The organism is Hungatella sp. SL.1.14 (assembly GCF_024460495.1).
In the GTDB taxonomy this organism is placed as follows: domain Bacteria; phylum Bacillota; class Clostridia; order Lachnospirales; family Lachnospiraceae; genus Hungatella; species Hungatella hathewayi.
This window is the reverse complement of the sequence record NZ_JANFYJ010000022.1, coordinates 101,061-121,434: the sequence shown is the minus strand read 5'-3', so window position 1 is coordinate 121,434 and position 20,374 is coordinate 101,061. Positions and strand designations below refer to the sequence as shown.

Annotated in this window: 15 protein-coding genes; all 15 read left to right on the top strand. The window is 48.5% G+C overall.

What is annotated here, in order from left to right; translation table 11 throughout:
* Positions 1-130: 130 nt before the first annotated feature.
* Positions 131-973 (top strand): MerR family transcriptional regulator, encoded by an 843-nt coding sequence (locus NE473_RS21945; RefSeq protein WP_055651471.1) that lies wholly within the window; start codon positions 131-133, stop codon positions 971-973.
* Positions 974-1,122: 149 nt separating this feature from the next.
* Positions 1,123-1,998, top strand: a complete 876-nt coding sequence (locus NE473_RS21940) for a carbohydrate ABC transporter permease (protein WP_006770684.1) — start codon at positions 1,123-1,125, stop codon at positions 1,996-1,998.
* Positions 1,988-2,821: a carbohydrate ABC transporter permease gene (locus NE473_RS21935; protein WP_055651470.1), complete on the top strand. Its 834-nt coding sequence runs from the start codon at positions 1,988-1,990 to the stop codon at positions 2,819-2,821. Before NE473_RS21940 ends, NE473_RS21935 begins: the two co-directional genes overlap by 11 nt.
* Before the next feature lie 14 nt (positions 2,822-2,835).
* A complete protein-coding gene (locus tag NE473_RS21930; protein ID WP_055651469.1) occupies positions 2,836-5,364 on the top strand; it encodes a hypothetical protein in 2,529 nt (842 codons plus the stop codon).
* Positions 5,357-6,436, top strand: a complete 1,080-nt coding sequence (locus NE473_RS21925) for a glycoside hydrolase family 88/105 protein (protein ID WP_155560966.1) — start codon at positions 5,357-5,359, stop codon at positions 6,434-6,436. The genes NE473_RS21930 and NE473_RS21925 overlap by 8 nt, the downstream gene beginning before the upstream one ends.
* 60 nt (positions 6,437-6,496) lie before the next feature.
* Entirely contained in the window at positions 6,497-7,411 is a 915-nt protein-coding gene (locus NE473_RS21920; protein ID WP_256265385.1) for an AraC family transcriptional regulator, read from the top strand.
* Between the two features lie 78 nt (positions 7,412-7,489).
* Entirely contained in the window at positions 7,490-8,749 is a 1,260-nt protein-coding gene (locus NE473_RS21915) for an ABC transporter substrate-binding protein (protein WP_055651467.1), read from the top strand.
* Between the two features lie 979 nt (positions 8,750-9,728).
* A complete protein-coding gene (locus tag NE473_RS21910; RefSeq protein WP_055651466.1) occupies positions 9,729-11,093 on the top strand; it encodes an ABC transporter substrate-binding protein in 1,365 nt (454 codons plus the stop codon).
* 97 nt (positions 11,094-11,190) lie between these two features.
* Positions 11,191-12,111, top strand: coding sequence for a carbohydrate ABC transporter permease (locus tag NE473_RS21905; protein ID WP_006770675.1), 921 nt, complete (start codon positions 11,191-11,193; stop codon positions 12,109-12,111).
* Positions 12,111-12,989, top strand: coding sequence for a carbohydrate ABC transporter permease (locus NE473_RS21900; protein WP_006770674.1), 879 nt, complete (start codon positions 12,111-12,113; stop codon positions 12,987-12,989). The genes NE473_RS21905 and NE473_RS21900 overlap by 1 nt, the downstream gene beginning before the upstream one ends.
* Before the next feature lie 113 nt (positions 12,990-13,102).
* A complete protein-coding gene (locus NE473_RS21895) occupies positions 13,103-14,317 on the top strand; it encodes an ROK family transcriptional regulator (protein ID WP_006770673.1) in 1,215 nt (404 codons plus the stop codon).
* Between the two features lie 29 nt (positions 14,318-14,346).
* Positions 14,347-16,455 carry a Sip1-related alpha-galactosidase gene (locus NE473_RS21890; protein WP_055651465.1) on the top strand — a complete coding sequence of 703 codons (2,109 nt, stop codon included), beginning with the start codon at positions 14,347-14,349 and terminating at the stop codon, positions 16,453-16,455.
* A gap of 32 nt (positions 16,456-16,487) precedes the next feature.
* Positions 16,488-17,894, top strand: a complete 1,407-nt coding sequence (locus tag NE473_RS21885; protein ID WP_055651464.1) for a sedoheptulokinase — start codon at positions 16,488-16,490, stop codon at positions 17,892-17,894.
* Positions 17,885-18,865 (top strand): ROK family protein, encoded by a 981-nt coding sequence (locus tag NE473_RS21880; protein WP_006770668.1) that lies wholly within the window; start codon positions 17,885-17,887, stop codon positions 18,863-18,865. The genes NE473_RS21885 and NE473_RS21880 overlap by 10 nt, the downstream gene beginning before the upstream one ends.
* Before the next feature lie 12 nt (positions 18,866-18,877).
* Positions 18,878-20,338, top strand: coding sequence for a sucrose phosphorylase (gtfA, locus tag NE473_RS21875; RefSeq protein WP_055651463.1), 1,461 nt, complete (start codon positions 18,878-18,880; stop codon positions 20,336-20,338).
* Positions 20,339-20,374: the final 36 nt, after the last annotated feature.

Below are 20,374 nucleotides of genomic sequence, written 5' to 3'. Positions count from 1 at the left end.
AGTCAAGGGGAAAAGAAAAATTGCAAAATTGTGTCTAAAATGTGGTAATATTTTGTAAAATCTGAAATTATGTGATAAAGTAGGAAGCAGATAACCAATTGTACCGTGTGAAGATATCAGGGGGGCTTATATGGAACCGGATAAAGGGAAAAAGCGAAAAGCAAAAGAGAAGTACTACACCATTGGGGAAATTGCGAAACTGTATCATCTGGGAGTGGATACGATTCGATACTATGAGGAAAAAGGAATTTTAAAACCGAACCGGGGGGAGAACGGTTACCGGTATTATGACAGCCAGAGTATCTGGAGGATGAATGTAATTACCAATTTAAGAAATCTCAATTTTTCAGTGAGCCGGATCAGAGATTATTTTCAGAATCATACGGTGGAAACGACACAGAAGCTGCTGTGTGAGGAACTGGAAGTCATTGCTGAAAAAATAAATGAGTGGACAAGCCTGCAGAAAACAGTCCAGGAGCAGGTGGAAACCATCAGACAGGCGCAGACTCTGGAGATCGGAACGGTAAGATCACTGGAATTAGGGCCAAGAAAAGCGTTCGAAATCCGGAAGGATTACAGTACTGACGAGGATATGGATCTTCTGATGATGAAGCTTCTGGAACAGAATCACAGGAAGATTTATATGATCGGAAATAACCGGATGGCGTCTGTCATGTCAGAAGGGAACCGTGACGCGCTTTTTGAGAGCGCCGTAATGTTTGATGACGACGGCGATCTGGTAATACCCGGCGGAACGTATTTATCCGTCTGTTACCGCGGAGTGACAGACAGCAGCAATCAGGCGGATATAATCAGAGCCTATGCGGCAGAGCACGGAATTGTACTGAAGCCGCCGTTTATGGATCTGATGTGGATTGATGTGCATATATCCGCGGATCCGGAGGAATATATATCGGAGGTGCAGGTTCGGGCGGAAATACAGGACCCTCTCAATGAAAAGAGCGACAGATGATGTTACATAATCATCTGTCGCTCTTTTCGTATAAATGTTAAAAAATAACGTCCACAAATGACAATATCTTGTTATATTTGCATAAAGAAACAAGATTTTTACAAAAAAATTAGTGTTATAATAATAAAAAATAAAAGGAGGACCTGGAAATGAAGAGCTTTGAACAGAAAATATTTCCCTATCTTTTACTGGCTCCAACCATGATTATCTTCGGTCTGTTTCTGTTTTTTCCTGCGCTGAACGGCCTGTGGATATCGCTTACGAAATGGGATGGCGTAAATCCCCAGGTGTTTGTGGGGGTGAAAAACTATGTGACGCTTTTCGGGGATAAGAGCTTCTGGAACTCATTTGTGAGAACGCTGGTCTTTACACTTGTATCAGTACCATCTGTCTATGTGGCGGCTCTTGGACTGGCGGTTCTGCTGACCGGAGGGATTCGCGGGAGCAATTTCTTCCGGGCGGTGTTTTACTGGCCGACCATGATTTCCACGATTATCGTCGGGCTTACGTGGCGTTTCTTGCTGGGTGAGGATTTTGGGCTGGTGAATTACTTACTGACCGCGATGGATAAAACGCCGGTCAAATGGCTGACTGATCCGAACAATGCCATGGGAGTAGTGATCTTTGTAACTGTCTGGAGTATGGCGGGATACTACATGGTTATGTTTGTGTCAGGGATCAAGGCGATCTCCGAGACGTATTACGAGGCGGCCAGAATTGACGGAGCGGGTGCGTGGCAGCAGTTTAAGTTTATTACGCTTCCTCTTCTGAAACCGACCAGTCTTCTGGTACTGGTTTTATCTACGGTATCGATTATCAAGACGTATCCCCTCGTGTATTCCCTGACCCAGGGCGGTCCGGCGGGGGCCACGAAATTCATGGTACAGATGATTCAGGAGACCGGGTTCGAGAAGAATAAGATGGGGTATGCCAGTGCGATGACCATGGCGCTGTTCGTGATACTGGCGCTGTTTACAGTGATTCAGTTTAAACTGAATCAGGGAGGTGAGCAGGATGCAGACTAAGACAAAGAAAATCTGTGCAGCAGGACTTAAATGGATACTTCTGCTTCTTTTGACCTTTTTGTTTCTGATGCCGGTCATTTGGGTGATCTGTTCTTCCTTTAAGAGCGTCGGTGAACTGTTTTCCTGGCCGCCCAGCCTTTTAGGGAAGAATCCCTCTCTGGATAACTACACAAAGGCCATGGCAGAAGGCCATTTTGGCGTTTACTTCTTCAATACGGTATTTGTCAGCCTTGTAGCCACATTTCTGACGATTGTAGTCAACGTGATGAGTGGATACGCCTTTGCCAAGTACCATTTCAAGGGAGATAAGATTCTGTTTGGCATTGTCCTGGCAACGCTGATGGTACCGCTGGAAGTTATTATGATACCCATTTTCAAGGTGATTGTGGCGACTCATTTATACAATAACTTGTGGGGGCTTATTATTCCGGCAGTCGCTTCCCCGACTGCGGTATTTCTGGTCCGCCAGTATTATGTGGGAATTCCGGATGCGTATATGGAGGCGGCCAGAATTGACGGTGCATCGGAGTTAAATATTCTCTTGAAAATCATGCTTCCCATGGCGAAGCCGGTCATATCGGTTCTCTGTATCTTTTCCTTTATGTGGAGATGGAACGATTATCTGTGGCCGAAGCTGGTCATCAACGGAAAGGAGCGCTATACCATACAGCTGGCTCTGGCCAACTACTCGGGTGAGTACTCTGTGGACTGGAACAGCCTTCTGGCCATGTCTGTAATTTCCATGATACCGGTCATTGCTGTGTTTGTCACGCTTCAAAAATATATCATCGGCGGCATGACTGCCGGAGGGGTAAAAGAATAAGAGGAGGGGATGCTATGAAGTATTTGGAATATCCGCTGTTTGCGGAAGGGTATGTCAACCGCTTTCTGACTGCCGGGGTCTTTACGGAACTCCAGCAGTTTGATAAGGCGACGCTGCACGGCCGAGTCAATGAATGGCTGAAAAAGGGCTTTGCAATTCATGAAAATCCGTGCAGAAAAGAGTTTGTCAGAAAGAGACAGGAGAAAAAGCCTGATTATCTGGAACTTGACGGAGCAGCTGACGGGAAAAAGGTGGAAGTCTTCGGACAGACCCTTCCGCTGGTACCCTATTTCCCGTTCGGCAATACCGGCGTGGATGCCTCGGGTTTCTATTACAGGCCGACCTGGCTGCGTATGTACAGTTACGTTCTTTTGGAAGCGGAAGCAGACGGTGATGTGAAATTCGAACTGGAGACCTGCGGCGGAGCTGCGGTATGGGTAAACGGAACATTTGTCGCGGACTTTACCCCGTTTACAAGAAATATGGTAAAGAGGACAACCATAGTTCTGCCGCTTAAGGCTGGAAGAAACAGGCTCCTGGTCTGTCTCGATGATCTGGCGGAGCGGGATACCGACTATTATTTCCGTATGAAGCGGCTGGGAGACGCAGCGCTTACGATGCTGGTACCGGTGCGGGATGAGGTGGATCCGTCTGTCGTGGGGCAGCTGGAGAATATGCTGGAACAGATGTATTTTGATAAAGAGGCGTATATCAGTGAGATGGTAAAATTAAATATTACCAATCCGTTTTCTGATCCGCTGTCTGTTACGGTAGCGGTTGCTCCGGGAGAATTTATTGAGAAGATGGAGGGACAGGAAAGCCTGATCCGTACTTTCCGGTATGAAATGGGGCCGGATCAGAAGGCTCTGGAGCTTTTCCATTCGGATGAACTTCCTCCGGGGTACTGCTACTTTACAGAGTGCGTGGATCATCAGGGTATTTCCTTAAAACGAAAAATAGGAAATCAATTGGTGAGAAAGGAATTTTTAGAATATCATGAACCGGATCTGGAGGAGAGAAAACGCCATATTCTGCGTGTGATTGTGGAGTATGCGCCGGAAAATACATACAAGGCTGCGGCACTCTTAACGCTGGACGGCGACACGGAAGCGGCGGAGAGGATTCTGTTGGAAGAACTTCCAGGTGTGTGGGCGAGAAAGGACTGTTCCGATTTTCATTTTATTATTATGTTGTACATTTACCGCACCTTTCAGGAACGCTTGTCGGAGAAAATGCGGGAGGAGCTGGAAAAAGCCATGTGCGGCTTCCGGTACTGGATCGATGAGCCGGGGGACGACGTGATGTGGTTTTTCAGCGAAAATCACGCGCTTTTATTCCACTGCTGCCAGTATCTGGCGGGAAGCTTCCTGCCGGACAGAATTTTTACCTGCAGCGGGAAAACAGGGAGAGCTGTAAGCGCCAGGGGAGAGGAACTGCTTCGGGAATGGTTTGAAGGCTTTTTCGAGGAGTTTATTACCGAATGGAATTCCAATGCCTATATTCCCGTGGATGTGCTGGGGCTGGGGACACTCTATAATCTGACGGAGCCTGGAAGCGAGTTCCACCAGAAGGCGAAGAGGGCACTGGACATGATCTTCTACTCACTCAGAGTAAATGCACATAAAGGGGCCGTAATGACCAGCTTCGGCCGTTCTTATGAAAAGGAGATGAAAGGAAATTACAATGCGGGTACGACGTCCCTTCTCTATCTGGCCTATGGAGACGGATATTTAAACAGGGCCTGCAACGGCTGCATTCCTTTGGCTCTCGGAGATTACGCGGCGCCGGAGGAATATCGGGCTTATGGGGCTTTAAAAGAGAATCAGGAACTATACTTTATGAATACGCAGGGATTTGAGAAGCATGTCAATCTCTATCTGTATAAGAATGCGTATGCTCTGCTTTCGACCGCGGCAGGATTCAAGCCGTTTCAGAAGGGATATCAGGAACACATTGTGCAGGCGGTGATTGATGAACTGGCGCAGGTGTTTGTCAACCATCCGGGAGAATCTTTTCCGTACGGAAGCGGGCGTCCTAATTTCTGGGCCGGAAATGGGATTTTACCTCTGGCGGTGCAGTACCGCAATACGGCAATTCTCCGGTACCGGATTGGCGAAGAGGAGCGAATCGATTACACCCATGCGTATATCCCGATATCCGCATTTACCCGCTATCTTGGGGAAGACGGTGTGATTGCTCTGGAAAAGGACGGCGCTTACATCGCGGTGAAGGCGATGAAGGGGCTGAGCATGCAGAAGGAAGGGCCGAACCGTTTCAGGGAATTTATCAGCCGGGGACGCGATAATGTGTGGATCATCCGCGTGGGACGAATGGACGAGTACGGGGATTTGGATGCGCTGCTTGCCGCATTTAAGAAAATAGAAATAAGGACGGACGGGGAAGAGACTATGGTGAAGGATGAGAAAGGAACGGAATTTTTAACCGGTCCGGACTTCCTTCTGAAAGTGAATGGAGTACCGGTCTATGATTACCCGCTGAATGTGGAAGGGAAATTAAATCTGGAGGAATGGGATCGTGGTTGAGAAACAGATGATTGAAAAGACGCTGAATCTTGTGTCTGACAAGATGATGGTGCTGAAGAATAATGGCATGAAGGAAAAATACCCTGTCAGCTTAATTGATATCAACTGCTGGGAATGGCCTCAGGGGGTGGGGCTCTTCGGCCTCTACCGGTATTATGAAATGAGCCGGAAGCAGGAAGTGCTCACATTCCTGACAGAATGGTATGACAGGCGCATGGAAGAGGGGATCGTTGAAAAAAATGTGAATACAACTTCTCCCATGCTGACACTCACCTATCTGTATGAAATTACAAAGAAAGAGTCCTATCTCTCCTTTATCAAAGAATGGGTGGATTGGATAATGGAGGAAAAGGGGCTGATCCGGACCGGTGACGGCTGTTTTCAGCATATGATTACCGGCAGCCCCAACGATTCGGAGATCCTCATTGACACACTGTTTATGGCAGTGCTGTTTTTGGCCAGGGCCGGCAAACTCTTAAATCGACAGGATTATATCGAGGAAGCAACGTATCAGGTGTTATGCCATATCAAATACCTTCTGAATAAGAATGAAGGGCTGTTTTACCATGGCTTTAATTTTGAACGGAATGACAATTACGGCGGAATTCTCTGGGGACGCGGGAATTGCTGGTATACGATTGTGGCCATGGAGCTGATTCAGGAGATTCCCATGGAAGACGGTCTGAAGCGCCATTTCCTCACAGTATACGAAAATCAGGTAAAGGCGCTGAAACGGTATGCAGACCCGGAAACAGGACTGTGGCATACGGTTATCGATGATCCGGACACCTATTTAGAGCTCTCTGCAAGCGCGGCATTTTTGAGGGGGATTATGCAGGGGGTGAGGCTTGGAATCCTGAACGGGGAGGAGTATGAGGAACTCATCGAAAAGGCCATGAAAGGGCTGTTAGACAACATCAGTGAAGACGGAACGGTGGAGAATGTGTCTTACGGAACTCCGATTGGACTTGACAAGGAGTTTTACAATACCATTCCCTGCTGTCCCATGACATATGGGCAGGCGCTGATGATTCTGGCTCTTTCTGAGGCTATGACAGATTACTGGCATTAATTCCTGCGGCGGCGGTGTGCCCGCCTGCTGCGGAGAAGCTGACTACAGGAGGTTGTGAAGATGAAGGAACGCGTATTTTTTGAAGAATTTGAATCTCTGTATTATTTTCATGGCAGTACACAGAACTGGGCGATGCAGGGCTTTCATTTTCACAACCAATATGAGATTATTCTGTTCTTAAATGACGGTGCGCTGCTGGAAATCGGTGATCGAGTCTACCATGTAATGAAAGGTGATCTGTTTTTTATCAATAACAGGGAATACCACCGTACCAGCGGGGCGGAGGGAAAAGAGTACAACCGCTATGTTCTGATGTTTGAGCCGGAACTGCTGGAACCGATGACAAAGGCGTTCGGATATGATTTTACCATGTTTTTTGAGAACAGGGGAGATGACTTTGTCCACAGACTGTATCTGGAGGGAGAGAATCTGAAGCGGGTGGAACGGCTGCTGGCCAAAATCGAAACGAATATAGGAAGCGGCAGCAGCGAGGAGGCATCCGTAAAGATCCGCCTTTCCATTTTAGAGCTGATTACCGCAATTAACGAGATGTACAAATTTTTTATGAAGGAGAAGCACACTGCAGCAGATTCTGAGGAGCAGAAATGGAAGGAGGAGGACAGAAAATTCCGGGATCCGATTCTGTATCGGGAGCGGGTAGAGCAGATAAAAAAATATATTACCGCCCATGTGGAGGAGAAACTGGATCTGGATGAGATTGCGGGGAAATTTTATATGAACCGATATTATTTGAGCCACTATTTTAAAAAGGAAACAGGGTTTACGGTTCTGCAGTATGTGACGAATCAGAAGATCATTGCCGCGAAAGCGCTTTTGAAGAAAGGAACCTCAGTCACCGATGTGGCGCTCAAGCTGTCCTACAACAGTGACAGCCATTTTATATCGGTATTTAAAAAGAATACAGGAATCACACCGAAAAAGTATGCGCAGAATAAAAAGAACAATAATGTATGATTTTTGATGATTTATCTGCGATTAATTGTGCAAAATAACTGATAAAATGTAAGTATTAAGAGTAAAGGAGAGGATCTTATGAAGAAATGGTTATCAGTTCTGCTGGCAGGGGCTATGGTATTGGGGACGCTTAACGGCTGTTCCGGCGGGGGCAAGAAGGCCGAAAATGAAGTGAAGACGTTGGATGTCGTCTGGTTCAGTGATGGAAAAGAGGGGGAATCCTTCATGAAACTGGCCGACAAGTACATGGAGGAGAATCCGTCTGTCAAGATCGAGCTGATTGAAGTTCCGTATGCGGATCTCGAAAACAAGATTAAGAACATGATCAATGGTAAGGAAGCCCCGGCATTGGCCAGGCTTACGAATATCGGGCCGTTCCAGAATCAGCTTGTGGATTTGGGCCAGTATGTGTCGGATAAGGATGCGTTTCAGAACAGCTTTGGCGAGGGCTTAAAGTTTGTGTTTGACGGAAAAATTCTGGCGGCTCCCATGGATGTGACAGCCAATGGATTGATCTATAACAAGACGGCGTTCGAAAAGGCAGGCGTGGCTGTGCCGCAGTCAGAGGATGAGATCTGGACCTGGGACGAGTGGAAGGCAGCTATGAAGACCGTTATGGAAAAAAGCGACTGTAAGTATGGACTGGTCTATGACAAATCTCCACAGCGTTTTACAACGCTTCTGTATGAGGCGGGAGGCAGTCTGTTAAACAATGATTTGACAGCTTCCAATTTCAATACAGATGAGACAAAACGCGCAGTAAGCTTCTTCAAGGAGCTGCATGACGAGGGAATTATTCCGACATCGGTATGGCTGGGATCGGAAAACCCGAATAACATGTTCCGTACCGGCCAGGTTGCCATGCACTTTGCGGGAAGCTGGATGATTGCAAACTACAAGGAAGAGATTACGGACTTCGACTGGGGAGTTACCTACCTGCCGAAGGAAGCCATGCGATCCTCAGTGCCGGGCGGTAAATATCTGGCGGCTTTCCAGAACACCGGCGTGGAAAAGGAAGCGGCGGATTTCATCGAATGGATCTCAAAGGCTGAGAACAATGCCCAGTACTGTGTGGAGAACAGTTATTTGTCTCAGGTGAAGGGGAACGAGAGCCTGGATTATGAGTATGGAAAAGACTTCTTTACTATCTTTTCACAGGAATTGGCAGCTACCGGGCCGCAGCCGGGAGCTGAGTGGGGCTATCAGGCATTTACCGGTGCGATTCAGAACGATTTGAGAGATAAATTGATTGAAGTGCTGGCAGGCCAGCTGACGGTGGATCAGTATGCGGAAGATATGGATAAGCTGATTACCGATGCCCTGGAGGAACTGAAATAGTCTGTATCTGTTAATAGAGGAGCTGCCGTACCGGATGAGGGATTCAGATGGGACGGCGGCTTTTTTGAGGAGAGATAAAACGGAAAAGGTGATGTGGCATTCTGGACTTGTAATTTATAGATTGCAAAAAATATGTTTTTGTACTAAAATGATAAGTGGAAAGCACTCGCGACAGGAGTGGAAACCTCCCAGCCTTAAACCGGTTCGCCGGAATACATAGGAAGGAGGTGGCGCCCATGACAGTATACGAGATTATTACGATATTCATAGGGATATTAACCTTATTGATGTCTTTTGGCTGCTGGATTGTAGCGTTAATCGCCTTTCTCGATAAGAGAAATAAGCGTAAAAAATAAAAAGCCCACCCTGTCGGCCAACAGGGTGAGCGGTGTCCGTTAAGGACATGTAACTAATCATCTTGGGAGCCTCCACTTTTGGAGTGGGTGCTTTCTTTTATATTTCTATTATAAACAATACCTTCTTAAAATTCAAGTAATTTCTAAAAAAATCCCAATACAGTAACGGGCCGTGAACGGTAACTGGCACGGTTTCTTGTTTGACTTCCTGACACTTGATGTATTCTGATGACTTATTAATCTTATTTTAATATCTTCTGGTACAAAGGCCGGGCAGTACGTTTCGGGTTACGGCTTTATGCAAAGGCTGCTGTCTTTCGACAGATTGCTTTTGTGATAAAGAAAGAGATTAAATAAAATATAACTTATTAAAAATGTAAAAACAAAGTGCAGTTGCCATTTGCAATAAAAAACTGCAATACAATAGTGAATAGTATTGTATTAGGCGATTATTACAAAATAACTTTGTCTGTTTTGTTGAAAATATTGAAAAGAAAGATATTAAACTTAATTTAATAAATGCTATTGACAATGCTGATAAAGTGGCGTATATTAAGAAACAGGAAGAGTATTGAAACTTCTGACAAGTGAAAATTAAACTTAATTTAATGGAGGAGAAAGGCATGAGGAAAAAACTGATCGGATTATCAATCGCCACAGCACTTGGGATTATGAGTCTGACTGCATGCAAGAGCCAGCCGGCTGAGAACGCGGACACAAAGGGTGCTGCAGATACAACGGTTCAGGCGGAGGGGACAAAAGAGGAAGGCACGGCAAAAGAGGCCTCGGGGGATCGCGTTAAACTGGAAATATGGGACTGGTGGGGAGATGGTCAGTACAAATACGTCATTGAGCAGCTCTGCCAGAATTTTAACGAATCTCAGGATCAATATGAAGTAGTGCATGTCAACTATCCATGGGGGGATGTATGGACAAAAGCGCTGGCAGCTACCGCAGCGGGAAATCCTCCTGATGTGATTATTCAGGATATCCGCACCGTCACTCACAGGGCGGAAGCGAAGCAGGCGACAGATTTAACGGATCTGATCGCGAAAGAGGGCGATGGATTTACGGATCAGTTTTATCCTCAGTTGATGGATGCCATGATGTATGAGGGGCATGCATATGGACTGCCCTACGTAACGGATACAAGAATTCTTTACTATGATAAGGACGCTTTCGCGGAGGCGGGACTGGATCCGGAGGCACCGCCGGAAACATGGGCGCAGCTTGTGGAGTATGCCAGAAAGCTGGATGTGAAAAAGGATAACGGCTCCTATGAACGCCTTGGATTTTTCCCGGGGACCCTGGAGTGGAACGCATGGGCCTTCACCGCTGACGGGAAAGATTATACAGATGCAGATGGTAATGTGTACGTAAACACGCCTGAAAAGGTAAAGATGTTTGAGAATATTTACAATGACTTTTACCAGTACTATGGTAAGAAAGAGCTGGACAGCTTCTCTGCTGAATTTGGCAATGGCATGACGAATCCTTTTGTGGCCGGTAAGGTAGCTATGTGGGTGAATACACCGACCGAGTTTACAAAGGTACGTGATTACGCACCGGATAAGAATTACGGCGTGGCACTGCTTCCGTCCCTGGAAGATGGCGGTGAGCATTACTCCTGGGGCGGCGGTTTCTCTGTTGAGATCCCTTACGGAGCCAAGGATACAGAGGGTTCCTGGGAATTTGTTAAATTCATCACCAGTAAGGAATCCCAGATATACTGGGCATCCCAGGTTTACGATACCGTGGCAAATATTGAAGCGTCCCAGGATCCGTCTCTGATGGAAATTCCTGTATTTAAGATGGCACTGGAGGCAATGCCTACTACAGTTGTCACTCAGGACAGACTGACTGCGCCGGGCGCATCTGATATTGTGCTTCCGTATCTGGATGAAATCATTCTTGGCAGCAAGACGCCGCAGGAGGCACTTGACGAGGCTCAGGCCCAGGTTGAACAGCTGGTTTCAGACAATAAATAGCGGATACGTCGGGAAATGAGAACTGGTGACAGATAAGTAAGATACTGAAGATGGGTACTTCCTGTCATATGGAAGGCTGAGACACAGGGGGTGTCAAATGACAAAGATGAAACACACCATGACGAAGCGTGAAAGCAGAGAGGCGCGTGCGGGCTGGCTGTTTATCAGCCCGTGGCTGATCGGCTTCCTCTGTCTGACAGGAGGACCATTGCTTTTTTCGCTGTATGCATCATTTACAAATTATAACATGACTTCCAGGATGGATTTTATCGGACTTTCCAATTACATCAGGATGTTCACTAAGGATCCTGTATTCTGGAAGTCATTAGGCAACACACTTTACTATGTGGCGCTGGCAGTGCCGAGCTCCTGTATCTGTGCGATTTTTCTTGCGACACTGCTGAATCAGAAGGTGAAGGGGACGCCGCTGTTCCGGATGCTGTTTTACCTGCCGACCGTACTTTCCGGTGTGGCGGTATATCAGCTCTGGATGCAGCTTCTGGCACCTCAGAGCGGATTGATCAACTCTGTGCTGCGGCTGGTGGGAATCGAAGGCCCCTCCTGGCTCTCAGATCCGGCCTGGACGAAGCCGTCTCTGGTTATGATGCGGGTATGGGCGCTGGGAACCAGTATGCTGCTATACTTATCTTCCATGAATTCGGTCTCTAAAGATTTGTATGAGGCGGCTGATATCGATGGAGCCTCATTTTTACAGAAATTCCGGAAGATCACGCTTCCGCAGATTTCCCCTATTATCTTTTTTGATATCATTACCAATATGACGGGGGCATTTCAGGTATTTCAGGAGGCGCTGGTCATGAGCAAGAACGGAAAGGGAGATCCGGCAGGATCCCTTTTGTTCTACAACCTGCATATTTATCAGGAGGCATTTACCCATTACGACATGGGATATGCGTCTGCGATGGCATGGTTTTTGCTCCTGATCGTTATGACAATAACCGTGATCAATCTGGTCGCATCAAAATACTGGGTACATACGGAAGAAGGTGAGACGTAATGGCTGCTGATACGAAAACAGTAAAAAGAGGCGGACTGTCCAGCAGGCGCAGAAAAAAGGCAATTGTAAACGTGATCTGTTTTATTCTTCTGGCTGCTGCATCCCTGACTGTGATTATGCCGCTGTGGTTTATGATATCCACCGCTTTAAAAAGCATGGACGAGATATTTACGTATCCGATTACGTGGTATCCCCACGAACCGATCTGGAGTAATTTTAAGGACGCCTGGGCAAGCGCGGAATTCAGCCGGTGGTTTTTAAACTCCGTATTTGTAGCGGCATTTGCCATTCTCGGAGGTGTCCTTGCCAATTCCCTGGTGGCCTACGGATTTGCAAAGATACGCTTTCCGGGCAGAAATATTATGTTCTCCATTATATTGGCGACCATGATGATCCCGGAATTTGTGACGATGATCCCACAGTACGTCCTGTATGCAAAAATTGGCTGGGTTGGTACATATCTGCCGCTGATTGTGCCGCAGTTTATGGGATCGGCGTACTTTATCTTTATGCTGCGGCAGTTTTATGCGGGGATTCCCAACTCGGTGATCGAATCGGCACAGATCGACGGAGCCTCCCATTTCCGGATCTGGAGGAGTATTATGCTTCCCATGGCCAAGCCTGCGATTATGACAGTGGTGGTACTTTCCTTCAACTGGAGCTGGAACGACTTTTTAAAGCCACTGTTATATCTGATGGATACGAAGACCTTTACCTTGCAGCTGGGGCTTAAGATATTCGTGAGCCAGTCCAATACCCAGTGGAACTACTTAATGGCGGCCTCCTGTATTGTTTTGCTTCCGATTATCGTTGTTTTCATGTGCCTGCAGAAGTACTTTACGGATGGCATGAATATTGGCGGAGCGGTAAAAGGATAGTTGGCTGACGCTGCTCACTGTCTTTGGAACCTTTGGCGAATTGAAATATCGTTTGGCCTGAAGTATAATGGTAATATGAAATTCAGACAAATGAAAAGGGAAAAGGAAGAAATATGGCAGACCAGAATAATCAGGTACAGCTCAAGAATTTTAACAGAAGAACGGTGCTGGGGTATATCAGAAGAAACGGCACGGCGACAAAAGCGGGCCTTGCCAGCGTCACCGGCCTGACATTTATGGCGATCAAGAAGATCCTGGCAGAACTCCAGGAGCTGAATCTGATCCGTGACGGACAGATGGAATCGGGTGGCATGGGCAGAAAAGCAGTTTCCTATGTAATTAATGAGAATTACCGCTATACCATAGGCATCCATATCAATAAATTTATTACCGGCATTGCCCTCCTGAATCTGCGGGGACAGATTCTGGCCATTGAGCGGTATTCCATGGATAAGGAATTTGAGAATCAGAATGATTTTGTGACCATGCTGGCAGAGGCCGTGGAGCTGGTAATAGAAAAGTCCGGTGTGAAGCGGGAAGATATTCTGGGAATCGGGGTAGGCGCCCCGGGGCCTCTGGACTGTGAAAGCGGCGTGATCCTGACTCCGCCTAATATGCCGATGCTGGACTATCTTCCACTGAAGGAAACTCTGGAGGGGAGAACCGGTTTTCCTGTTTTTTTAAATAAGGATACGAATGTAATTGCATTTGCCGAGTACTGGTACAGAAATAACAGGGATTGCTCCAACCTGGCGTATGTGGAAGTGGACATGGGAATCGGCAGCGGTTTGATTATCGATGGAAAGCTGAATGTAGGTGCCAACTGTATCGCCGGTGAATTCGGACATATCACGATTGACATCAATGGTCCACTCTGCAATTGTGGAAATCGGGGGTGCTTAGAGGCCATGAGCTCCGGTATTGCAGTACTCCGGATGCTGGGAGAGCAGCTCGAGAATCAGAAGGATCACCCGCTTTACCATAAGAGGAACGCGCTGACGATAGAGGATGTATTTGAGATGACGGACAAAAAGGATCTGCTCACCATCTCTATCTTAAACCGTTCTGCCTTCTACGTGGGTGTGGCGGTCAGCAATCTGATTAATACCTTTGATCCGGAGATGATTATACTGGGCGGAATTTTGATACAGAAATATCCCATGTATTTTAATATTGTCCAGGACGTGGCGAATCAGAGAAAAGTGAAGGGAGCAAAGGAAAACTACATGGCGGTATCCGTATTAGGGGAAAATGCGGGTGTCATTGGTGCGGGTGAGATTGTGACGGATCACTTCTTCAATCAGTTTGTGAACGAAGTGTTTCATTAAAAAAGAAAAAAGGACGAAAAAGGGGTTCTATGTTTAGCAGCAGAAAAATAACTCAGTGTGATCAGATAGAATTGATTTGGGATGACAGAGTGGTTTTTCTGCTGTCTCTTTCTCCGGAGGAAGGGACAGCGGGAGAACTGCAGGGATCGGTATCGGAAGACACGGTACTCATTACGGTACGGGCGGAAAAGGAGGCGCGGGAGCCCTGCTTTGGACCGCAGGCATATTTTGATTCCCGGGAGGGCATCGTTTACCACCTGGATATTCCGGAGACGGAGCGTTTCCTTGCCGTCTATCAGCATAAGGACTGGTGGGTCAGACCCGCTTTTTTTTCGGACATAAAAGAGCTTCCGGACAGGACACAGCTCCTGCTGTTTCAGAGTGGAGCGACGTATTTTGCTGTTCTTTCCGTATGTGGAGAAGATAATCGGACGGATATGTGCAGTATGGACCGGTACCAATTGAACCGGTGCAGCCTGGAAACAGATGGAGTAAATCGTTCAGGAGCTGAGAATCGTCTGGCGGTCCGCATGGCGTCGAATACGGGAAACCGAAACCGCATGGAGGATTTGAGTCTGGCGATCGCCGGAGGGAGTGATCCGTATCTCTGTTGTGAGAGGGCGGTTCAAGCAGCTCTTGGCAGGCTGGGACGGAGCTCCATGCTTCGGAAAAACAGAAAATTCCCTGAAAAACTGGAGTTCTTTGGCTGGTGCACCTGGGATGCCTTTTATCACAGGGTTTCCCATGAGGGCGTGATGGAAAAGATGAAGGAGTTCCGGGCGAAACAGCTGCCGGTGAAATGGGTGCTGCTGGACGATGGGTGGCTTGATGCAGATTATGACAAAAAGGTGCTGATCGGACTGGATGCAGACAGAGAGCGTTTCCCGAAGGGGCTGAAAGGCTGTGTAAAGGAACTGAAGGAAACATGGAACGTGGACAGTGTGGGAGTCTGGCATGCCGTCATGGGCTATTGGAACGGCCTGGCCGGTGATTCGCCGGCGGATGAAACGCTGAAGGCGGGAACCAGAGTTTTACCGGATGGCCGGATACTTCCGGATCCGGAGGCCGGAAAGGCATTTACCTTTTTTGAAACATGGCATAAATATTTAAAAAACTGCTGCGGCATCGATTTTGTGAAGGTTGACGGTCAGAGCGCGGTTTCGCTGGCTTACGGAGGGATGGAGACTTATGGACACGCCTCCTGCGGAATTCAGAAGGGGCTGAATGCGTCGGCAGCTCTGTATTTTGATAATTGTATTATTAACTGCATGGGAATGGCCGGTGAGGATATGTGGAACCGTCCCAGCAGTGCCGTTGCAAGAAGCAGCGATGACTTTGTTCCTCAAGTGCCTCACGGGTTTAAAGAGCATGCGGTACAAAACAGCTATAATTCACTTCTTCAGGGACAGTTTTACTGGGGTGACTGGGATATGTTCTTCAGCAGTCACGAGGAAAACTGGCAGAACTCCATTCTCCGCGCGGTGAGCGGAGGGCCGGTCTATGTGAGCGATCGTGTGGGGGAGACAAATCCCGGCTTTATCCGGCCGCTTATCACAGAGACGGGCCTGGTTATCCGATGCAGGGAGGTGGGGATGCCTACGACGGACTGCCTGTTTGATAATCCGGCGGACACGCTGCGCCCGCTTAAGATATTTAACCGGTACGGAGAAAACTATGTGATTGGTGCGTTCCATATCTGTGAAAAAGACGATATCTGCCTGGGAAAACTTGAAATGTCTGATATCCCGGAACTTTCGGGACGAAACTGGCTGGTGTACGCTTATCAAGCGGGAACTGTATGCAGACTGGGAGAGTCCGGAATCAATTTTTCACTCCCGGAAGGCGGGGCAGAACTGTTTTTGCTCATTCCGGATAAAGGCCGGGGCAGGCTGATCGGCATTCTGGAAAAGTACATTTCCTGTGGCTGTCTGCGGATTCTGCGTGAGGAGGAGGACCGCGTGGCGGCGCTCGTTCTGGAAGCCGGTACGCTTGGATTTGCGGCGGATCGGCCGCCGGTCCGGGTGTGGATAGATGGCAGGGAACACGAAGCAGTATGTCATGGCGGCATGCTCTGGAGCGTTTACTGTGAAAAACCGGACTGCCTGGTGGAGATTGAGTGGCAGTCCGGCGGATTATGACTGAACAATACAGGGAAAGGTGAGGTTGTGCGATGATATCTTTGGGAATCGATATTGGGACTACTTCGATCTGCGCGGTCCTCTATGACCTGACAGAAGATAAAATAATCAAGAGTTTAAGTGTGCCTAATTCCTTTATCAATACGGGGAGCTATCTCCAGGATCCGGACAGAATCGTATCGCTGGCGAAGGAATTGCTCAAAGAATTGCTGATGGAATTTAAGGCGTGGGCCGGAGAACATGAAGCGAGGAACATCAGGAAGCCGGCCGGAGTGGGGATTTCCAGTCAGATGCATGGTATTTTGTATACAGACAGGACAGGGAGGGCGGTATCCCCGCTTTACACCTGGAAAAATGAGGATGGGAACCAGAGATACCGGGATGGCCTCACCTATGCACGTTATCTTGTGAAGGAGACGGGACTCCCGTTTTATACGGGTTACGGGAGTGTCACCCATTTTTACCTTCAGGAGAATCAGCAGATTCCGGATGAGGCAGTGGCATTTGTCGGGATTGGCGATTATGTGGCCATGCGTTTGACCGGAAGCCGTAAGGCAGTTGTTCATAAGACGATGGCTGCCAGCTTTGGAGGATATCACATGGCGGAGGGACGGTTTGAACTCGATAAACTTGCGGCTGCGGGTGTGGATATTTCCTGCTATCCGGCTGTCGCCCGGGAGGAAGGCCAGGCTGTCGGAACCATGGTAATGGAGCAGAAGGCGGTTCTGCCGGCTAGGGGAACCGCTGAACCGGAAGCGATACCGGTTTTCTGCGCGGTGGGAGATAATCAGGCCAGTTTTCTGGGGGCTGTCAAAGACAAGGAACACAGCGTCAGCATCAATGTGGGTACCGGTTCCCAGGTGTCGGTTTACAGCGGCGAATGGGATCCGGCGGCAGGAACTGATATCCGCCCCTGGATTGATCATGGTTATTTATATGTAGGCGCCTCCTTAAACGGAGGAAAGGTGTATGAGCGCCTGGCTGCGTTTTTCGAGGAGGTATGTGAGGAATTTGCAGGGCAGAAGGTGAACGCCTATGAAACCATGGAGCGCCTGGCGATGGAGGAACCGGAGACTGAGCTGCGTGCGGTTCCCAGCCTTTACGGAAGCAGGGAAGAGACGGACCGGGAACCGGAAGCGGGAATCTACGGATTAAACTCCGGGAATTTTCATCCCAAAGACTTAATCCGCAGCTTTACCACGGGCATGGCCCGCGAGCTGTTCGCCCTGTACAGCGCATTCCCGGAAAAGGCATGTGCTGGGAAGACACAGATTGTGGCGTCCGGCAATGGGATCCGCAAAAACAGGCTTCTGAGGGAAGATGTGGAAAAAGTATTTGGTCTGCCCGTTGTATTTACGGACAGGGAGGAAGAAGCGGCGTCCGGCGCGGCGCTGTACGTCCGCCAGGCGGTCATTGAAGGGGGAGCAGAATGCAGATAATTGCAGGAATAGATATTGGAGGAACGAAGAGCGCCGTCTCCTTTGCCCGTTATGCGGATGGGGGAATTGAGATCCTGGATAAGGTAAAAAGGCCTACAAGGACGGCGGATTATCACTCGGCTTTTCATGAGTATATCGAGATTATCCAGACTCAGTTAAAAGCCAGTCCGGACTGGCGGCTCTGCTCGATCGGTATTTCGTGCGGCGGACCGCTGGATGCGGAAAAAGGAATCATCATGGCGCCTCCCAATTTGCCGGAATGGGATAATGCGGATATTTTCACACCTTTGCGCAATGCATTCCGTGTGCCGGTTATGCTGCAGAACGATGCGGATGCGTGTGCTCTGGCGGAATGGAGGCTTGGCGCGGGGAAAGGGACGAAAAATATGGTGTTCTTAACCTTCGGAACCGGGATGGGTGCCGGCATGATCTTAAACGGCCAGCTGTATCAGGGAGCCACCTGTATGGCGGGAGAGGTAGGACATATCCGCCTGGAAAAGGATGGGCCTTATGGCTATGGAAAAAACGGCTCCTTTGAGGGCTTCTGCAGCGGAGGAGGGATCGCCAATTTAGGAAGGATGAAGGCACAGGAAGCCCTGGAAAAAGGTGTTGTTCCCTCCTTCTGCAAGTCGATGGATATGCTGCCGCAGGTAGACTGTAAGGAAATTGGCCGGGCACTGGAGGAAGGCGATGCCACGGCAAGGGAGATCTTTGATATCGTGGCGGAGTATCTGGGAAGAGGTCTTTCCATCCTGATCGATATTTTAAATCCGGATATGATCGTGCTTGGCAGTATATACGCCAGGCAGAGGGAGGCTCTGGAGCCGGGAATGCAGGCGGTCATTGCAAGAGAAGCCCTGGCTGCGTCGGGAAAAGCCTGTAAGATTGTACCGGCCACTCTGGGAGAGATGATAGGGGACTATGCGGCTGTTTCTGTAGGGATGAAAGCCTACGATGATTTTTACAGATAAGGGAAGAAAACGATGAAAAATAAGATTATGCTGATTACATATGCCGACAGCTTTGGAAAGAATTTAAAAGAGATGAAAGGGGTTATTGACCGGTATTTCAGAAGGGAGATTCATTCGATCCATATTCTGCCCTTTTTTCCGTCATCCGGGGACCGGGGCTTTGCGCCGATCAATTACCGGGAGGTGGATGAAGCCTTTGGAACCTGGGAGGACATAAGGGAAATTGCAGAGGATTACGAATTGATGTTTGACTTTATGATTAACCATCTGTCCAGAAGAAGTCCGGAATTCCTGGATTTTATTGAGAAGCATGATGAGTCGGAATACGCGGATATGTTTCTGCGCTTCCGTAAGTTCTGGCCGGGCGGGGAACCGACGGAAGAACAGGTGGAACTGCTGAACAAGAGGAAACCGTGCGCACCGTGTGAAGAAATTGCATTTCGGGATGGAACCACGGAAAAGATCTGGTGTACCTTTGATGATGAGCAGATGGATCTGGATCTTCGGAGTGAATCGGCATGGAACTACGTGGAACGCACACTGCGTTTTCTGATGGATCAGGGGCTTTCCCAGCTGCGCTTAGACGCCTTTGCCTTTGCCACGAAAAAAGTGGGCACCACCTGCTTTTTCCTGGAACCGGAGATCTGGGAGATGATGGACCGGATTCAGCGCGTGCTGGATGAGAAAGGGATTCCCATGCTGCCGGAGATTCATGACCATTATACCGTACAGCTTAAAATTGCTGAACACGGCTATGCAGTTTACGATTTTGTTCTGCCGGTTATGGTGCTTCATACGCTCTACTCGGGCAGCAGTGCCAGAATCAGACACTGGCTTGCCATATGCCCCAGGAATCAACAGACGACGCTGGATACCCATGACGGACTGGGAACCGTGGATGTCGTGGATTTACTCTCCCTGGAGGAGCTTCAGGCTGTGGTTGACCAGACCGAACAGTATGGAGCTAATTTTAAATGGGATTACAGCGGCGGCAACAGCAGCGGAGAGAAGGTGGTGTATCAGATAAACTGTTCCTACTATTCGGCTGTGGGGGAACGGGATGACAGCTATCTTCTGTCCCGTGCCATTCAGTTTTTCACCCCGGGGATTCCACAGGTCTACTACATGGGGCTCCTGGCCGGCGAAAATGATTATGAACTGATGGAACGCACCAACTATGACCGGAATATCAGCAGACATAACTATACTGTAGAAGAGATTGAACGGCTGGCGGAGAAGCCTGTCGTAAAGCAGCTGTGCGTGATGATGCAGTTTCGAAATGAATATCCCGTGTTTGACGGGGAGATGACAGTTCACAACACGCCGGATGAGCGCCTTTGGATTTCCTGGATGGCGGGACCGTGCCGGGCGGATTTGAAGGCGGAATTAAAGAGCCATTCCTTTGTCATTACGTATCTCGACCGGGAGGGCTGTGAGAAGGCGCTGGATCTGGATCGTGATTTTAGCTTTTAATGGCAATGGCCGTCTGATCGGCCGTCAGGAGAGGAA